Origin of the sequence: Curtobacterium sp. MCBD17_026 (assembly GCF_003234895.2) — a bacterium.
Classification (GTDB): domain Bacteria; phylum Actinomycetota; class Actinomycetes; order Actinomycetales; family Microbacteriaceae; genus Curtobacterium; species Curtobacterium flaccumfaciens.
In genome coordinates this window covers 3,340,845-3,358,188 of the sequence record NZ_CP126281.1, presented here as the reverse complement: position 1 = coordinate 3,358,188, position 17,344 = coordinate 3,340,845, and the positions used below count along the sequence as shown (strand labels likewise).

Genomic DNA, 17,344 nt, shown 5'->3' with positions numbered 1-17,344 from the left:
GGAGTCGCGCGTGTTGGTCGGAATCGTGGAATTCCTCGGTTGGTTCGGTGCCGTAACCGTTCTAGCGGGTTACATCTTGTTCTCCACCGGCAAGATCCCGAACGGTCCGCTCTACCAGCTGCTCAACTTGGTCGGCGGCCTCGCGGTAGCGATCAACGTCGCCGCGCACCACGCCGTCCCCTCGACGATCGTCAACGGGATCTGGGCGATCGTCGCCGTCGTCGTCCTGGTGAGGATGGGCCGAGCGCGTCGCGCGGCGAAGCGCGACGGATCCGTGTCCTCCGAGCCGGCGGTCCTGCACGCTGAGCCGGCCGCGACCACCGGGGTCCTGCCGGTGATCGGCCCGGCGCTGCGCGACCACGAGCCGGAGGCCACCGCCGAGGCGGACGCCGCCACGGGCCTCCAGTCCGACGACCCGACGGACGCGACGGACGAGACGGACGCGACGATGCCGGATGCGGCACCCGCCGCGGTGCCGGAGGCGCCCGCCCCCATGACCGAGACCGTCCCGATCATCACGGCGACGATCGCGCTCGCCCTGGTCGCCGCCGCGCACGAGCAGTCCGACCGGGCGGGCCGTCGCGAGCACGCGGACGACACTGGCCACGCCGAACCCGCTCGCTGACCAGCCGGTCGGCGATACGATCGGCGCATGTCCCGGTGGTTGATCGCGACGATGACGTCCGTCCTCTTCATCGCGCTCGTGATCGCCGTCACGGGCTTCGAAGCCCTGCTCGCCGACGTCGAGGTCATCTCGCAGCCCGACGCCACCCCGTACCTCGGGCCCGCGATGGTGGTCGGCGCCGCGGTGGTGGTCTTCCTCGCGACCGCGGCGGGTGCGCGTGACGGCAACCCCGGCGTGACGGCCCTGGTGGCCGCAGCGACGGTCTACCTGGTCATGCTCGGCGTCGGAGCCGTGGGCTACGCGCTCGTCCGCTCGGACGCGACGGAGCTCCTCGTCTTCCCCGCGGGGTACGCCCTCGGGCCGTTCGTGGTCGGGTCCGTCGTGGTGGCGCTCCTGTCGGTGCTCGGCGGGATCTCGATGGCCCGGCACCAGGCGCGGACCGGCACCGCGACCGACGGGGCTGGCACCCGGACGGAGTCCACCGTCGCGGGCGAGGACCACTCGGCGCGGTAGTCTCGCGGGGTACGCGGACACGCAACGGGGGAACGATGAGCGACGAGCAGACGGCGGATCCGGACCAGCACGGCTGGGGCTCGGTGCCGCCCGTCGCCACGATCCGCGGGACGCAGGACGCGCCGCTCGGCACCCCGCTGGACCCGCGGGGCGGCGCGCAGTTCGGCGCGCGGCGGGCGCGCCCTCGTCGGAAGCTCCGCCGTGGACAAGTCGCCGGGATCGTCGCCGGCGTCGTGGTGCTCTCGCTGCTCCTGGTCGGCGGCATCGCCGGCTCCCTGATCGGCTCGTCCACGCATTCCGCTGACCGCCCGGTGCGGGCGTTCCTCGACGACCTGACGGCCGGACGCGTGGCCGACGCCCTCGACGACGCGGGCATCGATCGCGAGAAGACCGACGTGCTCCTCGGCGAAGCCGCCTACGCGAAGGCATCGGACAAGGTCACCGGCTACCGGGTCGCCGCGACGCGGACGGAGGGCGACACCGCCACGGTCCGCGCGTACCTGCGCCAGGGCGGGCAGGACGTCGCCGCGACCTTCACGCTCGACAAGACCGGGACGGACTGGGGCGTGTTCCCGATCTGGGAGCTGCAGGCCCCCGAACTCGGCACGGTCGACGTCGCGGTGCGAGGGCCGTCCGGTGCTGCGGTCACCGTCGCCGGCAGCAACGTGAAGACCGCGAAGGACGGCACGGTGAGCCTCCGCGCGCTGCCCGGGACCTACGACGTCGCCTTCGACGGCGACGAGTGGACCACGGCCAGTGGGGGATCGGCCAGCGTCAGCGGGTTCGGGCGGTCGACCTCGAGCCCGGTGCAGATGACCACGACCCTGACCACCGCGGGGCAGCAGGCCGCCGAGCGAGCGGTGGACGACTGGGTGGACGGCTGCATCGCCTCCACCGACGCCGCCCCCGCCGGCTGCAGCTTCTACGCGTACGGGCAGAACCCGGCGTACACGTACTCGAACCAGAAGTGGACACTCGAGACGCGGCCGACGGTCCGGGTCGGCAACTGGACGACGAACGGCTGGTTGATCACGACGACGACGTTCGGACGGGCGAAGTACACGGCCGACATCTCGGGTGCGGCCGGCACCGGAACGGCGTCCGCGGGGCCGCTCAACGTGAACGCGAGCGGGTACGTCACCGGCTTCTCGAGCGACGGTGCCACGTTCCGCTCGGCGGTGGGCAACGGGTCCTCCGACACCGGCTCATGACGGTGTCGGTTCCCGGGGTGACCCGGATTGATTTCGTCCCGTTACGCGGGTAGTCTCTACCGGGTGTGCGCCCTCGGGCGCGCCCGAAAAGTCCGGCGAGCGGGATCGCCCAGCCGGACCACTCCGTCCCCCACTCGAACACCCGCCGTCCGGCGGTGATCAGCGTGGGACGAGGAAGCCGGCGGAACGCGCCGGCCAGAGAGCACGAGCGAAGAACCAGGAGAACAGTTGCCTACTATTCAGCAGCTGGTTCGCAAGGGTCGTACGCCGAAGGTCACCAAGACCAAGGCGCCCGCCCTGAAGGCGAACCCCCAGCAGCGTGGTGTGTGCACCCGCGTCTACACCACCACCCCCAAGAAGCCGAACTCGGCACTGCGCAAGGTCGCTCGTGTCAAGCTCTCGAACGGCACCGAGGTCACGGCCTACATCCCCGGTGAGGGCCACAACCTCCAGGAGCACTCGATGGTGCTCGTCCGTGGCGGTCGTGTGAAGGACCTCCCGGGTGTGCGGTACAAGATCATCCGTGGCGCCCTGGACACCCAGGCAGTCAAGAACCGTAAGCAGGCTCGTAGCCGCTACGGCGCGAAGAAGGGTTGAGTTAGATGCCTCGTAAGGGTCCCGCCCCCAAGCGTCCCGTCGTCGCCGACCCGGTCTACGGTGCGCCGATCGTCAGCCAGCTCGTCAACAAGATCCTGCTCGACGGCAAGAAGGGCCTCGCCGAGCGCATCGTCTACGGTGCACTCGAGGGCGTTTCCGCCAAGAACCAGCAGGACGCCGTCGTGACGCTGAAGAAGGCGCTCGACAACGTCCGTCCGACCCTCGAGGTCCGCAGCCGCCGCGTCGGTGGCTCGACCTACCAGGTCCCGGTCGAGGTCAAGCCGCACCGCGCGAACACCCTCGCGCTCCGTTGGCTCACCTCGTACGCCAAGGCCCGTCGCGAGAAGACGATGACCGAGCGTCTCATGAACGAGATCCTCGACGCGTCGAACGGTCTCGGTGCCGCGGTCAAGCGCCGCGAGGACACGCACAAGATGGCCGAGTCGAACAAGGCCTTCGCCCACTACCGCTGGTAGTCCCGGCTCTGCTGGCTGATCGGTCCGGGCGCCGACGGGCAAAACCCCCGGCGCCCGGCCGACCACCAATCTCCTACAACTCTTCCGGAGGAACCCTGTGGCACAGGACGTGCTCACCGACCTGAACAAGGTCCGCAACATCGGCATCATGGCGCACATCGATGCCGGCAAGACCACGACGACCGAGCGCATCCTGTTCTACACGGGCATCACGCACAAGATCGGTGAGGTCCACGACGGCGCTGCCACGATGGACTGGATGGCGCAGGAGCAGGAGCGCGGCATCACGATCACGTCGGCCGCGACGACCTGCTTCTGGGACAACAACCAGATCAACATCATCGACACCCCCGGTCACGTGGACTTCACGGTCGAGGTGGAGCGCTCGCTCCGCGTCCTCGACGGTGCGGTCGCCGTCTTCGACGGCAAGGAGGGCGTCGAGCCCCAGTCCGAGACCGTCTGGCGTCAGGCCGACAAGTACGACGTCCCGCGCATCTGCTTCGTCAACAAGATGGACAAGCTGGGCGCCGACTTCTACTACACCGTCGACACCATCGTGAACCGCCTCGGCGCGGAGCCCCTCGTGCTCCAGCTGCCGATCGGTTCCGAGAGCTCGTTCGAAGGTGTCGTCGACCTCGTCCAGATGCGTGCACTCACCTGGCGCGGCGACGCCAAGGGTGACGTCGCGATGGGCGCGAAGTACGAGATCGAAGAGATCCCGGCCGACCTGCAGGACCGTGCCGCCGAGTACCGCGAGAAGCTCATCGAGCGCGTGGCCGAGGCGGACGACGTCCTCATGGAGCGCTACCTCGAGGGCGACACCGACTTCTCGGTCGCCGAGATCAAGGCAGCCATCCGTGCCCTCACGGTGAGCAGCACGCTCTACCCGGTCCTCTGCGGTTCCGCGTTCAAGAACCGTGGTGTCCAGCCGATGCTCGACGCCGTCATCGACTACCTCCCGTCCCCGCTCGACGTGCCGCCGATGATCGGCCACGACGTCAAGGACGAGGAGAAGGAGATCATCCGCAAGCCCGACGCGTCCGAGCCGTTCTCGGCCCTCGCGTTCAAGGTCGCGGTGCACCCGTTCTTCGGTCGTCTGACCTACGTGCGCGTCTACTCCGGCTCGATCGAGTCCGGTGCCCAGGTCGTCAACTCGACCAAGGGCAAGAAGGAGCGCATCGGCAAGATCTTCCAGATGCACTCCAACAAGGAGAACCCGGTCGCCAACGTGACCGCTGGCCACATCTACGCGGTCATCGGCCTCAAGGACACCACCACCGGTGACACCCTGTGCGACCCGACCAACCAGGTCGTCCTCGAGTCGATGACGTTCCCGGAGCCGGTCATCGAGGTCGCCATCGAGCCGAACACGAAGGCTGACCAGGAGAAGCTCTCCACGGCCATCCAGAAGCTCGCCGAAGAGGACCCGACGTTCCGCGTCGAGCTCAACGCCGAGACCGGTCAGACGACGATCAAGGGCATGGGCGAGCTCCACCTCGACATCCTCGTCGACCGCATGAAGCGTGAGTTCCACGTCGAGGCGAGCGTCGGCAAGCCCCAGGTGGCCTACCGCGAGACGCTCACCAAGATCGTCGAGCGCTACGACTACACCCACAAGAAGCAGACCGGTGGTTCCGGCCAGTTCGCGAAGGTGCAGATCGCGCTCGAGCCGATGGAGGTCACGAGCGAGAAGGTCTACGAGTTCGTCAACGCGACCTCCGGTGGCCGTGTCCCGCGCGAGTACATCCCGTCGGTCGACGCCGGTATCCAGGACGCCATGCAGGTCGGCATCCTCGCGGGCTACCCGACGGTCGGCGTGAAGGCCATCCTCAAGGACGGCGCGGCGCACGACGTCGACTCGTCCGAGATGGCGTTCAAGATCGCCGGCTCGATCGCCTACAAGGAAGCGGCTCGCAAGGCCGGTCCGGCGATCCTCGAGCCGATCATGGCCGTCGAGGTCCGTACTCCTGAGGAGTACATGGGCGACGTCATCGGTGACCTGAACTCCCGTCGTGGCCAGATCGCCTCGATGGAGGACGCCTCGGGCGTCAAGGTGGTCCGCGCGAGCGTGCCGCTGTCCGAGATGTTCGGCTACGTCGGCGACCTGCGGTCGAAGACCTCTGGTCGTGCGGTCTACTCGATGACCTTCGAGACCTACAGCCAGGTCCCGGCCAAGGTCGCCGAGGAGATCATCGCGAAGAACGCGGGGGAGTAGCGCTCAGCGCTTCTCCACAGGCGGGGGCGCCCGGCGACGGGCCCCTCGCCACCAAGTAAAGTACAGACACACACCGCGCACCAACGGTTCCGAGCCCATCCAGGGCCGGCCGGGGGTGACGCTTCCGAGTCCTGAGGAGGACCCACAGTGGCCAAGGCCAAGTTCGAGCGCACCAAGCCGCACGTCAACATCGGAACCATCGGTCACGTCGACCACGGCAAGACCACGCTCACGGCGGCGATCACCAAGGTTCTGCACGACCAGTACCCGGACCTCAACGAGGCCCGCGACTTCGCGCAGATCGACAACGCTCCCGAGGAGCGCCAGCGCGGCATCACGATCAACATCTCGCACGTCGAGTACCAGACCGAGAAGCGTCACTACGCGCACGTCGACGCCCCCGGTCACGCCGACTACGTGAAGAACATGATCACGGGTGCGGCACAGATGGACGGCGCGATCCTCGTGGTCGCCGCCACCGACGGCCCGATGCCCCAGACGCGTGAGCACGTGCTGCTCGCCCGTCAGGTCGGCGTCCCCTACATCGTCGTCGCACTGAACAAGTCCGACATGGTGGACGACGAGGAGATCCTGGAGCTCGTCGAGCTCGAGGTCCGCGAGCTCCTCGGCTCGCAGCAGTTCGACGAGGACGCCCCCGTCGTGCAGGTCTCGGCGCTCAAGGCGCTCGAGGGCGACGAGAAGTGGGTCAAGTCGGTCCAGGACCTCATGGCCCAGGTCGACGAGCACGTGCCGGACCCGGTGCGCGCCACCGACCAGCCGTTCCTGATGCCGATCGAGGACGTCTTCACGATCACCGGTCGTGGCACGGTCGTCACCGGTCGCGTCGAGCGTGGCACGCTCAACCTGAACGAGGAGGTCGAGATCGTCGGCATCCGCGCGACGCAGAAGACCACCGTCACGGGCATCGAGATGTTCCGCAAGCTGCTCGACCAGGCGGTCGCCGGTGACAACACCGGTCTGCTCATCCGTGGCCTCAAGCGCGAGGACGTGGAGCGCGGCCAGGTCGTCGTGAAGCCGGGTTCGGTCACGCCGCACACCGAGTTCCAGGCGAACGCGTACATCCTGACCAAGGACGAGGGTGGGCGTCACAACCCGTTCTACGCGAACTACCGCCCGCAGTTCTACTTCCGCACCACGGACGTCACCGGCGTCATCACGCTGCCCGAGGGCACCGAGATGGTCATGCCCGGTGACACCGTCGCCATGACCGTCGAGCTGATCCAGCCGATCGCCATGGAAGAGGGCCTCCGTTTCGCCATCCGTGAGGGTGGTCGTACGGTCGGTGCCGGTACGGTCGAGAAGATCATCAAGTAACTCCGGTTCCTTGCGACAGCGGGGTCGGGCCTTCAGGGCCCGGCCCCGCTTCGTCGTCCCCGGCCGCTGACGGGCCGTACAGGGCGCCGGAGCGGAGGCCCGGGGCCGGGCCGGTGCCGCGCCTCCTGTCCGCCCCGTGACCCGTCACAGGCGTCACGGAGTTGGCTCGGCGTCGTGACACGCCTCCGCAGATCCGCGACCTCCGGTCGCGGCTACCACCGCGTCCGATCCGGGAGCGGCTTCTCGTACCGTGATCCCCAGGGCAACACGGTGACCGATCCGGACGAGCGCCGTCGGCTCGAGGAGTTCGTGATCCCGCCGGCGTGGGACGACGTCTGGATCTCGCCGTACCCCAACGGACACATCCTCGCCACCGGGACGGACGGCGCCGGTCGGCGGCAGTACATGTACCACCCGTCCTGGCGGGAGCGGATGGACCGCATCAAGTACGACCGCGCGCTGGCACTCGCCGAATCGCTGCCGGTGGCCCGCCGTGGCGTCACGCAGGACCTCCGTCGCCCCGAGCCGGACCGTCGCCGGGCACTGGCCGCAGCGTTCCGCATGCTCGACCAGGGGTCGCTCCGGGTGGGGTCCGAGCGGTACGCCACCGAGCACGGGAGCCGTGGTCTGTCGACGCTGCTCTGCGCGCACGCCCACGTCTCCGGCGACGACATCGAGCTCGACTTCCCCGGCAAGAGCGGGCAGGAGTGGTCGTCGTCGATCCACGACCACGACCTCGCGCGGGTCATCGCGGGCATGAAGCGGCGCGGACCGAACGCGCGGCTGCTGTCGTTCCGCGAGCGTCGCGGGGCGGAGTGGGAGCCGCTCTCCGCCGAGGACATCAACGCCTACGTCAAGGAACGTGCTGGCGACGAGTTCACCGCGAAGGACTTCCGGACCCTGCACGGCACGGTCGCGGCTGCGGTGGACCTGGCGAAGACCGGCCCGCAGTCGTCGCAGGCCAAGCGGAAGAAGGCCGTCTCGCACGCGGTCAAGGCCGCCAGCGAGGAGCTCGGCAACACCCCGACGGTGTGCCGACAGAGCTACATCGACCCCCGGTTGCTCGACGCGTACGACCACGGGGAGACCATCGATCCGAACCGCCTGGCGTCCGCCGAGGCCGAGGTCCGGGCGCTGCTCTACCGACAATGACCCGGGGGCCGTCCGGATGACGTAGCGTTGGTCGACGTGCCGGACCACCCCCAGACGGCACGGAAGGACCCACAACAGTCGTGACCGACGAGTGCATCCACGGTTTCCCCACCGAGCTCTGCGACATCTGCGCACCCCGGCAGCGCGAAGCGTCGGAGACCCCAGCCACCCCGGCACCACGCCGGACCCGCATCACCACCAACCTGCGCGTCGACCCGCCGGCCTCCGGGCCCGGGACGTCGCTGCGGTCGCCGACGTCGCTCCGTTCGTCGTCCGCCGACCTGCCCGAGGCGCGTGAGTTCGCAGCGCTCCGCGCCCACCACGTCACCCACATCGACAACCTCGACGGCATCGTCGGCGCCGGTGCGATCCTGGCGTCCGACCAGGCGGAGCCCGTCGTCGACGTGAGCTCTGCCGACACCCGCGCCGCCCGCGCCGAGGCCGAGGCACCAGACGGCTCCTCGATCGCCGGCCACGTGCCGTTCACGCTGTCCCCCGACGCCACCCGCTGGGACGAACTCCGGACGGGCGCCGAGGGCGAGCGCTGGTCCGATGCCGCCCGTCGCACCCGGGCGATCGACTACGTCGTGCTCGTCGTGCCGGTCTCGGCGTTCGGGGCATCCGTGATCGTCGCCGACCAGGACGCCGACGCCGACGACGTCCGGTTCGCCGTCGGGCCCGACGCCGCCACGAACCTGATCCGTCGCACCGACTTCACGGACCCGGAGATGCACGGCCTCGAGCTGCTCGCCGGTCCGAGCGTGCCGTTCACGTCGGTCGCGGTCATCGGCGTGCCCAACGACAAGGCCCGGCAGACGGTCCGCGCCGTGCTCGCCGACCACGGTGGACACGCTCCGCGAGTGGCCGTCTTCCCGCCGTGGTTCGTGCCCCCGGTGACCGCTGAGTGACGGTCTCCTGACCCGTTTCGAGGCACCCTCCGGACCACGTCCGGAGGGTGCTCCGCGTTGCGGGGCCGAGCCGCGCCTCCAGGCCGTCCGATCCGCGTGGATCCGGGCAAGCGAGCCCGCGGGACACGCCCGGCGATTCGCGACACGCCCGGGTTGCACGTGGGCCGGGGCTATGCGAGACTTGTCCGGTTCCGAATTCCCCGTGGGTGCATGCCCACAGGATCACTGCTCTGGCAGTGCACAACCCCCTTGTTCAGCAGGGCTGGGTTGGGCCGCAGGCAGCAGAACACGACTCCCCGAGATGTGACGGACGCGGTGCACCACTGCTGCGCCCGGATCACGAGGCAGTCGATTGCCCACGCTGGACGGCCACGGTCGCCCGCGAGGTTGACAGGTGAACAGCGGTCATCCCCAGTGGATGCGGCCGGTTGGTTCAGGAAAACAGCACGGTCCGCAGGAATGCGGAACCGAGCGGCGTCAGGCGGCCAGAGGGTGCGCGGCGCAGAGAGGACAAGAGACACATGGCGGGACAGAAGATCCGCATCCGGCTCAAGTCGTATGACCACGAGGTCATCGACACGTCGGCCCGGAAGATCGTCGACACGGTGACCCGTGCCGGTGCAACCGTGGTCGGCCCGGTGCCGCTCCCCACCGAGAAGAACGTGATCGCAGTGATCCGTTCCCCTCACAAGTACAAGGACTCGCGCGAGCACTTCGAGAAGCGCACGCACAAGCGGGTCATCGACATCGTCGACCCGACGCCGAAGGCCGTGGACTCGCTCATGCGACTCGACCTGCCGGCAGACGTCAACATCGAGATCAAGCTGTAAGGGGGCTGACCAATGGCGAACTCAACCAAGACCGTCAAGGGCCTCCTCGGCAAGAAGCTCGGCATGACGCAGGTGTGGGACGAGAACAACAAGTTCATCCCCGTCACCGTGATCGAGGTCGGCCCGAACGTGGTCACCCAGATCCGCAACGCTGAGCGCGACGGCTACGAGGCGATCCAGATCGCCGCCGGCGCCATCGACCCGCGCAAGGTCAACAAGCCGGCCGCTGGCCACTTCGAGGCCGCTGGCGTGACCCCGCGTCGCACCCTCACCGAGATCCGTACCAACGACTCCGCTGAGTACACGCTCGGCCAGGAGCTCACCGTGGACGGCACGTTCACGGCGGGCCAGAAGGTCGACGTCGTCGGTACCTCCAAGGGCAAGGGCTTCGCCGGTGTCATGAAGCGCCACGGCTTCCACGGCGTCGGTGCCTCGCACGGTGCGCACCGCAACCACCGCAAGCCCGGCTCGATCGGTGCTTCCTCGACCCCGTCGCGCGTCTTCAAGGGCATGCGCATGGCCGGTCGTATGGGTGGCGACCGCGTGACCGTCCTCAACCTCACGGTGCACGCCGTCGACGCCGAGAAGGGTCTGCTGCTCGTCAAGGGCGCCGTCCCCGGTGCTCGTGGCCGCTCCGTCTTCGTCCGCACCGCCGTGAAGGGTAAGTGATCATGGCCACCACGACCGCAACCACGATCGACGTCCTCGACGCATCGGGTGCCAAGTCCGGCACCGTCGAGCTCCCCGCAGCTCTCTTCGACGTCGAGACCAACGTCCCGCTGATCCACCAGGTCGTCACCGCGCAGCTCGCAGCCGCGCGTCAGGGCACCCACAAGACCAAGAACCGCGGCGAAGTCCGCGGTGCCGGTCGCAAGCCGTTCAAGCAGAAGGGCACCGGCCGCGCCCGTCAGGGTTCCGTCCGTGCTCCGGAGCACACCGGCGGTGGCGTCGTCCACGGACCGACCCCGCGCGACTACTCGCAGCGCACCCCGAAGAAGATGATCGCCGCTGCTCTGCTCGGCTCGCTCTCGGACCGTGCACGCGGTGGCCGCATCTCCGCTGTGGAGGGCTTCGTCGCGGCTGAACTGCCGTCGACCAAGACCGCCCGCACGCTCCTCGAGAAGGTCGCGCCCGTCAAGAACGTGCTCGTCGTGCTCGAGACGGACGACGAGCTGACGCTCAAGTCGATCCGCAACCTGTCGAACGTCCACGCGCTCTCGTACGGCCAGCTCAACGCCTACGACGTGCTGCGTTCGGACGCCGTCGTCTTCAGCAAGAGCGCCCTCGACGCCTTCATCGCGTCGAAGACCGCGAAGGAGATCACCGCATGAGCGGCTTCAACAAGGACCCGCGCGACGTCATCATCTCGCCGGTCGTCTCGGAGAAGAGCTACGCGCTCATCGACCAGGGCAAGTACACGTTCATCGTGGACCCCCGCTCGAACAAGACCGAGATCAAGCTCGCCATCGAGAAGATCTTCGACGTCAAGGTCGCGAGCATCAACACGCTGAACCGCCCGGGCAAGACCCGTCGCACCAAGTTCGGTCTCGGCAAGCGCAAGGACACCAAGCGCGCCATCGTGACGCTCAAGTCCGGTTCGATCGACATCTTCACGGCTGTCGGCTGAGGACCAGAGGGATAAATCATGGCTATTCGTAACTACAAGCCGACGACCCCCGGTCGTCGCGGCTCGTCGGTCGCAGACTTCGCTGAGATCACCCGTTCGACTCCGGAGAAGTCCCTGCTTCGTCCGCTGCCGAAGACCGGTGGTCGCAACAGCTCCGGCCGCATCACCACGCGTCACATCGGTGGTGGCCACAAGCGCCAGTACCGCGTGATCGACTTCCGTCGCTCCGACAAGGACGGCGTCGACGCCAAGGTCGCTCACATCGAGTACGACCCCAACCGCACTGCGCGCATCGCGCTCCTGCACTACGTGGACGGCACGAAGCGGTACATCATCGCGCCGAACAAGCTCAAGCAGGGCGACGTCATCGAGCAGGGTCCCGGCGCCGACATCAAGCCCGGCAACAACCTGCCGCTGCGCAACATCCCCGTGGGTACGGTCGTGCACGCCATCGAGCTCCGCCCCGGTGGCGGCGCCAAGATGGCTCGCTCCGCCGGCGCCTCGGTGCGTCTCGTCGCCAAGGACGGCCCCTACGCGCAGCTCCGTCTGCCGTCGGGCGAGGTCCGCAACGTCGACGCACGCTGCCGCGCCACGATCGGCGAGGTCGGCAACGCCGAGCAGTCGAACATCAACTGGGGCAAGGCCGGCCGCATGCGCTGGAAGGGCGTCCGCCCGACCGTCCGTGGTGTCGCCATGAACCCGGTCGACCACCCGCACGGTGGTGGTGAGGGCAAGACCTCCGGTGGTCGTCACCCGGTCAGCCCCTGGGGTCAGTCCGAGGGCCGTACGCGCAAGCCGAACAAGCCGAGCGACAAGCTCATCGTCCGTCGCCGTAACGCCGGCAAGAAGCGCAAGTAGGAGTTCAGAAGATGCCACGCAGTCTGAAGAAGGGCCCCTTCGTCGACGAGCACCTGCTCCGCAAGGTCGTCACGCAGAACGAGGCCAACACCAAGAACGTGATCCGCACGTGGTCGCGTCGGTCGATGATCGTCCCGAACATGCTCGGGCACACCATCGCCGTCCACGACGGCCGCAAGCACATCCCGGTGTTCGTCACCGAGTCGATGGTCGGTCACAAGCTCGGCGAGTTCGCGCCGACCCGCACCTTCCGTGGTCACGTGAAGGACGACAAGAAGGGCCGTCGCCGCTGAGGCGGCGACGCAGAGGAGGAACGAAATGGTGGAGTCGATCGCACGCGTGCGACACATCCGCGTCACGCCTCAGAAGGCCCGTCGCGTCATCGAGCTGATCCGCGGCAAGCAGGCCCACGAGGCCCTCGCCATCCTGAAGTTCGCCCCCCAGGGCGCTTCGGAGCCCGTGTACAAGCTGGTCGCCTCGGCGATCGCGAACGCACGGGTCAAGGCGGACTCGACGAACAGCTTCCTCGACGAGCGCGACCTCTACGTGAGCCGCGTCTTCGTCGACGAGGGCACGACCCTGAAGCGGTTCCAGCCGCGCGCCCAGGGCCGCGCCTTCCGCATCAACAAGCGCACCAGCCACATCACGGTCGTCCTCGCGACGCCCGACGAGGCCGAGGTTGCCGCGACGAGCAAGAAGGCGAGCAAGTAATGGGCCAGAAGGTCAACCCGTACGGCTTCCGTCTCGGGATCACGACGGACCACGTCTCGCACTGGTTCACCGACAGCAAGAAGGCCGGTCAGCGCTACGCCGACTACGTGGCCGAGGACATCAAGGTGCGCGAGTACCTGAAGAAGACCCTCGACCGCGCCGGTGTCGCACGCATCGAGCTCGAGCGCACCCGTGACCGTGTCCGCGTGGACATCCACACGGCTCGTCCGGGCATCGTCATCGGCCGCCGCGGCGCCGAGGCGGAGCGCGTTCGCGGTGAGCTCGAGAAGCTCACCAAGAAGCAGATCCAGCTGAACATCCTCGAGGTCAAGAACCCCGAGACCGAGGCCCAGCTCGTCGCGCAGGGCATCGCCGAGCAGCTCTCCGCTCGTGTCGCGTTCCGTCGCGCCATGCGCAAGGGCCTGCAGGGTGCACAGCGCGCCGGCGCCAAGGGTGTCCGCATCCAGGTGTCGGGCCGTCTCGGCGGCGCCGAGATGTCGCGTTCGGAGTTCTACCGCGAAGGCCGTGTGCCGCTGCACACCCTCCGCGCGAACATCGACTACGGCTTCTACGAGGCCCGGACCACGTTCGGCCGCATCGGCGTGAAGGTCTGGATCTACAAGGGCGACATCACGAACAAGGAGCTCGCTCGCGAGCAGGCGAACCAGCGTTCGTCGCGCCCCGAGCGTCGTGGCGGCCCGCGCGGTGAGCGTGGCGACCGTGGCGGCGACCGTCGTGGCGGCGACCGCGGTGACCGTCGCCCGCAGCAGGCCCCGCAGGACGCGCCGGCCGGCGCAGGAGTTGAGGCGTAACCATGCTTATTCCCCGTCGAGTCAAGCACCGCAAGCAGCACCACCCGAAGCGTTCGGGTCAGGCCACCGGTGGTACCAAGGTCAGCTTCGGCGACTACGGCATCCAGGCCCTCACCCCGGCGTACGTGACCAACCGTCAGATCGAGTCCGCTCGTATCGCCATGACGCGTCACATCAAGCGTGGTGGCAAGGTCTGGATCAACATCTACCCGGACCGTCCGCTGACCAAGAAGCCCGCCGAGACCCGCATGGGTTCCGGTAAGGGTTCGCCCGAGTGGTGGGTCGCGAACGTGAAGCCGGGCCGGGTGCTCTTCGAGCTCTCCGGCGTCAGCGAGGAGATCGCCCGTGAGGCGTTGACTCGTGCAATCCACAAGCTGCCCCTCAAGGCACGCATCATCAAGCGCGAGGAGGGCGACGCATAATGGCGATCGGTTCCAAGGAGCTCCGTCCGACGGAGCTCGACACGTTCGAGAACGAGCGTCTCGCTGACGAGCTGAAGAAGGCCAAGGAGGAACTCTTCAACCTCCGCTTCCAGTCGGCCACCGGCCAGCTGGAGAGCCACGGTCGTCTCCGTGCCGTCAAGCGCGACATCGCCCGCATCTACACCGTCCTCCGCGAGCGCGAGCTCGGCATCCGTGCCACTCCCGCGCCCGTCGAGACCGCCCCCAAGGCCAAGAAGACGACGAAGAAGGCTGACAAGCCGGCCGAGTCGACCGAGGCCGAGACCGCCGAGGAGAAGTAATGGCGAACGAAGAGAAGAACTCCGCCGCCCTCACTCGCGGCTACCGCAAGACGCGTCGCGGCTACGTGACGAGCGACAAGATGGACAAGACCATCGTGGTCGAGGTCGAGGACCGCGTGAAGCACGCGCTCTACGGCAAGATCATCCGTCGCACGTCCAAGGTGAAGGCCCACGACGAGCTCGGCACCGCTGGTGTCGGCGACCTCGTCGTGATCAGCGAGACCCGTCCCCTCAGCGCGTCCAAGCGCTGGCGCCTGGTCGAGATCCTCGAGAAGGCCAAGTAGGCCTCGGCCTGCTTCGGAATAGGAGACAGCAGTGATTCAGCAGGAATCCCGCCTGAAGGTCGCCGACAACACGGGTGCCAAGGAGATCTTGACCATCCGCGTGCTCGGTGGCTCGGGTCGTCGCTACGCCGGCCTCGGTGACGTCATCGTCGCCACGGTGAAGGACGCCATCCCCGGCGGCAACGTGAAGAAGGGTGACGTCGTCAAGGCGGTCATCGTTCGCACCAAGAAGGAGACCCGTCGTCAGGACGGCTCCTACATCAAGTTCGACGAGAACGCGGCAGTGATCCTCAAGGCCGACGGCGACCCGCGCGGTACGCGCATCTTCGGTCCGGTCGGTCGCGAGCTCCGTGACAAGAAGTTCATGAAGATCATCTCGCTCGCGCCGGAGGTGCTGTAAGCCATGGCGAACATCAAGAAGGGTGACCTCGTCCAGGTCATCACGGGCGCGACGCAGGAGCGTGGCGGCGACCGTGGCAAGCAGGGCAAGGTCATCGAGGTCCTCAAGGACAAGAACCGCGTCGTCGTCGAGGGCGTGAACTTCGTCACGAAGCACGTCCGCGTCGGTCAGACGCAGCGCGGTTCGAAGACCGGTGGCATCGAGCAGCACGAAGCCTCGATCCACGTCTCGAACGTCGCACTCGTCGACCCGAAGACGAAGAAGCCGACGCGTGTCGGCTTCCGCACCGAAGAGGTGGAGAAGGACGGCGTCAAGAAGACCGTCCGTGTCCGCTACGCGAAGAAGTCTGGTGAGAAGCTCTGATGACTGACACGACTGCTGCGCCCGCTGGCAAGATCCAGCCGCGCCTCAAGCAGAAGTACCTGGCCGAGATCAAGTCGGCCCTCACCGAGCAGTTCGGTTACGCGAACGTCAACCAGGTCCCCGGCCTGGTCAAGGTCGTCGTGAACACCGGTGTCGGCGAGGCCGCTCGTGACTCCAAGATCATCGAGGGGGCCATCAAGGACCTCACGGCGATCACGGGTCAGAAGCCCCAGGTCAACATCGCCCGCAAGTCCATCGCACAGTTCAAGCTGCGCGAGGGTCAGGCCATCGGCGCGCACGTCACCCTCCGCGGTGACCGCGCGTGGGAGTTCCTCGACCGCCTGGTCACGCTCGCACTGCCCCGCATCCGCGACTTCCGCGGTCTCAGCGACAAGCAGTTCGACGGCAACGGCAACTACACGTTCGGTCTCACGGAGCAGTCCGTGTTCCACGAGATCGACCAGGACCGCATCGACCGTGTCCGCGGCTTCGACATCACTGTCGTGACCACCGCGAAGACGGACGACGAGGGACGCGCGCTGCTCCGCCAGCTCGGCTTCCCGTTCCGCTCCAACGAGCAGACGGTCTAAACTACTTCGGGCGGTGCGGGCCGGAGGATTCACGTCCTCCGGCCCGCACGCACGAACACACCGATCTCGGGGAACCGCCCCGGGATCACTCGATCGCTCAGGTCGGCATTCGTGGAACGGGTGTCGAAACCAGGCGAGAAATGGACGAACATCATGACGATGACCGATCCGGTCGCAGACATGCTGACCAGATTGCGGAACGCGAACTCCGCGCACCACGACGCAGTCGCGCTCCCGAGCTCCAAGCTCAAGAAGAACATCGCCGACATCCTCAAGCGTGAGGGCTACATCAGCGAGTGGAAGGTGGAGGACGCCCGAGTCGGGCAGACCCTCACCATCGACCTGAAGTACGGCCCCGAGCGCGAGCGTTCGATCGCCGGCATCAAGCGCGTCTCGAAGCCGGGCCTCCGGGTCTACGCGAAGTCGACGGAGATCCCCCAGGTCCTCGGTGGCCTCGGCGTGGCGATCCTCTCGACCTCCTCCGGCCTCCTGACCGACCGCGAAGCCGAGCAGAAGGGCGTGGGTGGGGAAGTCCTCGCCTACGTGTGGTGATCGACAATGTCACGAATCGGACGTCTCCCCATCGACATCCCCGCCGGCGTCACCGTCTCCGTTGACGGTCAGAACGTGGCGGTCAAGGGCCCGAAGGGCGAGCTCGCGCTCGTCATCGCCGAGCCCATCCAGGCCAAGGTCGAGGAGAACCAGGTCCTCGTCACCCGTCCGGACGACGAGCGCGAGTCGCGTTCGCTCCACGGACTGACCCGGACCCTCATCGCCAACAACATCATCGGCGTGACCCAGGGCTACACCAAGGGCCTCGAGGTCGTCGGCACCGGTTACCGTGTCGCGGCCAAGGGCTCGAACCTCGAGTTCGCGCTCGGGTACTCCCACTCGATCACGGTCGAGCCGCCGGCGGGCATCAGCTTCGCGGTGGAGGGCAACAACAAGGTCACCGTGGCCGGTATCGACAAGCAGGCTGTCGGCGAGGTCGCCGCGAACATCCGGAAGCTCCGGAAGCCCGAGCCCTACAAGGGCAAGGGTGTCCGTTACGCCGGCGAGAACGTGCGCCGCAAGGCCGGAAAGTCAGGTAAGTGA

25 protein-coding genes are annotated in these 17,344 nt (G+C 67.6%); all 25 read left to right on the top strand.

Translation table 11 applies throughout. From position 1 onward, the window contains the following. The first annotated feature begins 10 nt into the window (after positions 1 to 10). Positions 11 to 625 (top strand): CBU_0592 family membrane protein, encoded by a 615-nt coding sequence (locus tag DEI85_RS15965; protein ID WP_502868679.1) that lies wholly within the window; start codon positions 11 to 13, stop codon positions 623 to 625. A gap of 27 nt (positions 626 to 652) precedes the next feature. Next, the gene (locus DEI85_RS15960) at positions 653 to 1,138 is read left to right on the top strand and encodes a DUF6121 family protein (RefSeq protein WP_110859494.1); all 486 of its coding nucleotides are present in this window, start codon (positions 653 to 655) and stop codon (positions 1,136 to 1,138) included. Positions 1,139 to 1,173: 35 nt separating this feature from the next. Next, entirely contained in the window at positions 1,174 to 2,349 is a 1,176-nt protein-coding gene (locus DEI85_RS15955; protein ID WP_111123213.1) for a hypothetical protein, read from the top strand. 228 nt (positions 2,350 to 2,577) lie between these two features. Beyond that, positions 2,578 to 2,946: a 30S ribosomal protein S12 gene (rpsL, locus tag DEI85_RS15950; RefSeq protein ID WP_017885540.1), complete on the top strand. Its 369-nt coding sequence runs from the start codon at positions 2,578 to 2,580 to the stop codon at positions 2,944 to 2,946. 5 nt (positions 2,947 to 2,951) lie between these two features. After that, positions 2,952 to 3,422, top strand: coding sequence for a 30S ribosomal protein S7 (gene rpsG / locus DEI85_RS15945; protein WP_017885539.1), 471 nt, complete (start codon positions 2,952 to 2,954; stop codon positions 3,420 to 3,422). Positions 3,423 to 3,519: 97 nt separating this feature from the next. Continuing rightward, positions 3,520 to 5,637, top strand: a complete 2,118-nt coding sequence (gene fusA / locus DEI85_RS15940) for an elongation factor G (RefSeq protein WP_110859496.1) — start codon at positions 3,520 to 3,522, stop codon at positions 5,635 to 5,637. 147 nt (positions 5,638 to 5,784) lie between these two features. After that, positions 5,785 to 6,972, top strand: a complete 1,188-nt coding sequence (gene tuf / locus DEI85_RS15935; RefSeq protein WP_110859497.1) for an elongation factor Tu — start codon at positions 5,785 to 5,787, stop codon at positions 6,970 to 6,972. 174 nt (positions 6,973 to 7,146) lie between these two features. Beyond that, positions 7,147 to 8,124, top strand: coding sequence for a DNA topoisomerase IB (locus DEI85_RS15930; protein WP_110859498.1), 978 nt, complete (start codon positions 7,147 to 7,149; stop codon positions 8,122 to 8,124). Between the two features lie 80 nt (positions 8,125 to 8,204). After that, positions 8,205 to 9,032, top strand: a complete 828-nt coding sequence (locus DEI85_RS15925; protein ID WP_110859499.1) for a DarT ssDNA thymidine ADP-ribosyltransferase family protein — start codon at positions 8,205 to 8,207, stop codon at positions 9,030 to 9,032. 521 nt (positions 9,033 to 9,553) lie between these two features. Continuing rightward, on the top strand, positions 9,554 to 9,862 hold the full coding sequence (rpsJ, locus tag DEI85_RS15920; RefSeq protein WP_017885534.1) for a 30S ribosomal protein S10: 309 nt from the start codon (positions 9,554 to 9,556) through the stop codon (positions 9,860 to 9,862). Between the two features lie 12 nt (positions 9,863 to 9,874). Continuing rightward, positions 9,875 to 10,531 carry a 50S ribosomal protein L3 gene (gene rplC, locus DEI85_RS15915; protein ID WP_027466731.1) on the top strand — a complete coding sequence of 219 codons (657 nt, stop codon included), beginning with the start codon at positions 9,875 to 9,877 and terminating at the stop codon, positions 10,529 to 10,531. A 2-nt stretch (positions 10,532 to 10,533) separates the two neighbouring features. Then, on the top strand, positions 10,534 to 11,193 hold the full coding sequence (gene rplD / locus DEI85_RS15910; RefSeq protein ID WP_027466730.1) for a 50S ribosomal protein L4: 660 nt from the start codon (positions 10,534 to 10,536) through the stop codon (positions 11,191 to 11,193). Beyond that, positions 11,190 to 11,489 carry a 50S ribosomal protein L23 gene (rplW, locus tag DEI85_RS15905; protein WP_027466729.1) on the top strand — a complete coding sequence of 100 codons (300 nt, stop codon included), beginning with the start codon at positions 11,190 to 11,192 and terminating at the stop codon, positions 11,487 to 11,489. The genes rplD and rplW overlap by 4 nt, the downstream gene beginning before the upstream one ends. Positions 11,490 to 11,507: 18 nt before the next feature. Then, positions 11,508 to 12,347 carry a 50S ribosomal protein L2 gene (gene rplB / locus DEI85_RS15900; RefSeq protein ID WP_027466728.1) on the top strand — a complete coding sequence of 280 codons (840 nt, stop codon included), beginning with the start codon at positions 11,508 to 11,510 and terminating at the stop codon, positions 12,345 to 12,347. Positions 12,348 to 12,358: 11 nt separating this feature from the next. Next, positions 12,359 to 12,640, top strand: coding sequence for a 30S ribosomal protein S19 (gene rpsS / locus DEI85_RS15895; RefSeq protein WP_017885529.1), 282 nt, complete (start codon positions 12,359 to 12,361; stop codon positions 12,638 to 12,640). A 25-nt stretch (positions 12,641 to 12,665) separates the two neighbouring features. After that, positions 12,666 to 13,058, top strand: coding sequence for a 50S ribosomal protein L22 (rplV, locus tag DEI85_RS15890; RefSeq protein WP_035809257.1), 393 nt, complete (start codon positions 12,666 to 12,668; stop codon positions 13,056 to 13,058). Then, positions 13,058 to 13,870, top strand: coding sequence for a 30S ribosomal protein S3 (gene rpsC / locus DEI85_RS15885; protein ID WP_017885527.1), 813 nt, complete (start codon positions 13,058 to 13,060; stop codon positions 13,868 to 13,870). Before rplV ends, rpsC begins: the two co-directional genes overlap by 1 nt. A gap of 2 nt (positions 13,871 to 13,872) precedes the next feature. Next, a complete protein-coding gene (gene rplP, locus DEI85_RS15880) occupies positions 13,873 to 14,292 on the top strand; it encodes a 50S ribosomal protein L16 (RefSeq protein ID WP_017885526.1) in 420 nt (139 codons plus the stop codon). Beyond that, entirely contained in the window at positions 14,292 to 14,612 is a 321-nt protein-coding gene (gene rpmC, locus DEI85_RS15875; RefSeq protein WP_017885525.1) for a 50S ribosomal protein L29, read from the top strand. Before rplP ends, rpmC begins: the two co-directional genes overlap by 1 nt. Further along, positions 14,612 to 14,896: a 30S ribosomal protein S17 gene (rpsQ, locus tag DEI85_RS15870; RefSeq protein WP_017885524.1), complete on the top strand. Its 285-nt coding sequence runs from the start codon at positions 14,612 to 14,614 to the stop codon at positions 14,894 to 14,896. The genes rpmC and rpsQ overlap by 1 nt, the downstream gene beginning before the upstream one ends. A 31-nt stretch (positions 14,897 to 14,927) precedes the next feature. Further along, positions 14,928 to 15,296 (top strand): 50S ribosomal protein L14, encoded by a 369-nt coding sequence (gene rplN, locus DEI85_RS15865; RefSeq protein ID WP_017885523.1) that lies wholly within the window; start codon positions 14,928 to 14,930, stop codon positions 15,294 to 15,296. A 3-nt stretch (positions 15,297 to 15,299) separates the two neighbouring features. Further along, complete coding sequence (rplX, locus tag DEI85_RS15860) at positions 15,300 to 15,659, top strand: 50S ribosomal protein L24 (protein ID WP_017885522.1); 360 nt, start codon at positions 15,300 to 15,302, stop codon at positions 15,657 to 15,659. Continuing rightward, the gene (rplE, locus tag DEI85_RS15855) at positions 15,659 to 16,249 is read left to right on the top strand and encodes a 50S ribosomal protein L5 (RefSeq protein WP_110859500.1); all 591 of its coding nucleotides are present in this window, start codon (positions 15,659 to 15,661) and stop codon (positions 16,247 to 16,249) included. The genes rplX and rplE overlap by 1 nt, the downstream gene beginning before the upstream one ends. A 153-nt stretch (positions 16,250 to 16,402) precedes the next feature. Continuing rightward, a complete protein-coding gene (gene rpsH, locus DEI85_RS15850) occupies positions 16,403 to 16,801 on the top strand; it encodes a 30S ribosomal protein S8 (protein ID WP_017885519.1) in 399 nt (132 codons plus the stop codon). Between the two features lie 6 nt (positions 16,802 to 16,807). Then, positions 16,808 to 17,344, top strand: a complete 537-nt coding sequence (gene rplF / locus DEI85_RS15845; RefSeq protein ID WP_017885518.1) for a 50S ribosomal protein L6 — start codon at positions 16,808 to 16,810, stop codon at positions 17,342 to 17,344.

Coding starts and splice junctions, on each gene's coding strand:
- DEI85_RS15960 (WP_110859494.1), top strand. CDS start 653: ATGTCCCGGTGGTTGATCGCGACGATGACGTCCGTCCTCTTCATCGCG.
- rplW (WP_027466729.1), top strand. CDS start 11,190: ATGAGCGGCTTCAACAAGGACCCGCGCGACGTCATCATCTCGCCGGTC.
- rplC (WP_027466731.1), top strand. CDS start 9,875: ATGGCGAACTCAACCAAGACCGTCAAGGGCCTCCTCGGCAAGAAGCTC.
- rpsH (WP_017885519.1), top strand. CDS start 16,403: ATGACGATGACCGATCCGGTCGCAGACATGCTGACCAGATTGCGGAAC.
- rplE (WP_110859500.1), top strand. CDS start 15,659: ATGACTGACACGACTGCTGCGCCCGCTGGCAAGATCCAGCCGCGCCTC.
- rplV (WP_035809257.1), top strand. CDS start 12,666: ATGGTGGAGTCGATCGCACGCGTGCGACACATCCGCGTCACGCCTCAG.
- rplD (WP_027466730.1), top strand. CDS start 10,534: ATGGCCACCACGACCGCAACCACGATCGACGTCCTCGACGCATCGGGT.
- DEI85_RS15955 (WP_111123213.1), top strand. CDS start 1,174: ATGAGCGACGAGCAGACGGCGGATCCGGACCAGCACGGCTGGGGCTCG.
- rplB (WP_027466728.1), top strand. CDS start 11,508: ATGGCTATTCGTAACTACAAGCCGACGACCCCCGGTCGTCGCGGCTCG.
- rpsS (WP_017885529.1), top strand. CDS start 12,359: ATGCCACGCAGTCTGAAGAAGGGCCCCTTCGTCGACGAGCACCTGCTC.
- rplX (WP_017885522.1), top strand. CDS start 15,300: ATGGCGAACATCAAGAAGGGTGACCTCGTCCAGGTCATCACGGGCGCG.
- rpsG (WP_017885539.1), top strand. CDS start 2,952: ATGCCTCGTAAGGGTCCCGCCCCCAAGCGTCCCGTCGTCGCCGACCCG.
- rplP (WP_017885526.1), top strand. CDS start 13,873: ATGCTTATTCCCCGTCGAGTCAAGCACCGCAAGCAGCACCACCCGAAG.
- rpmC (WP_017885525.1), top strand. CDS start 14,292: ATGGCGATCGGTTCCAAGGAGCTCCGTCCGACGGAGCTCGACACGTTC.
- rplF (WP_017885518.1), top strand. CDS start 16,808: ATGTCACGAATCGGACGTCTCCCCATCGACATCCCCGCCGGCGTCACC.
- rpsQ (WP_017885524.1), top strand. CDS start 14,612: ATGGCGAACGAAGAGAAGAACTCCGCCGCCCTCACTCGCGGCTACCGC.
- rpsJ (WP_017885534.1), top strand. CDS start 9,554: ATGGCGGGACAGAAGATCCGCATCCGGCTCAAGTCGTATGACCACGAG.
- rpsC (WP_017885527.1), top strand. CDS start 13,058: ATGGGCCAGAAGGTCAACCCGTACGGCTTCCGTCTCGGGATCACGACG.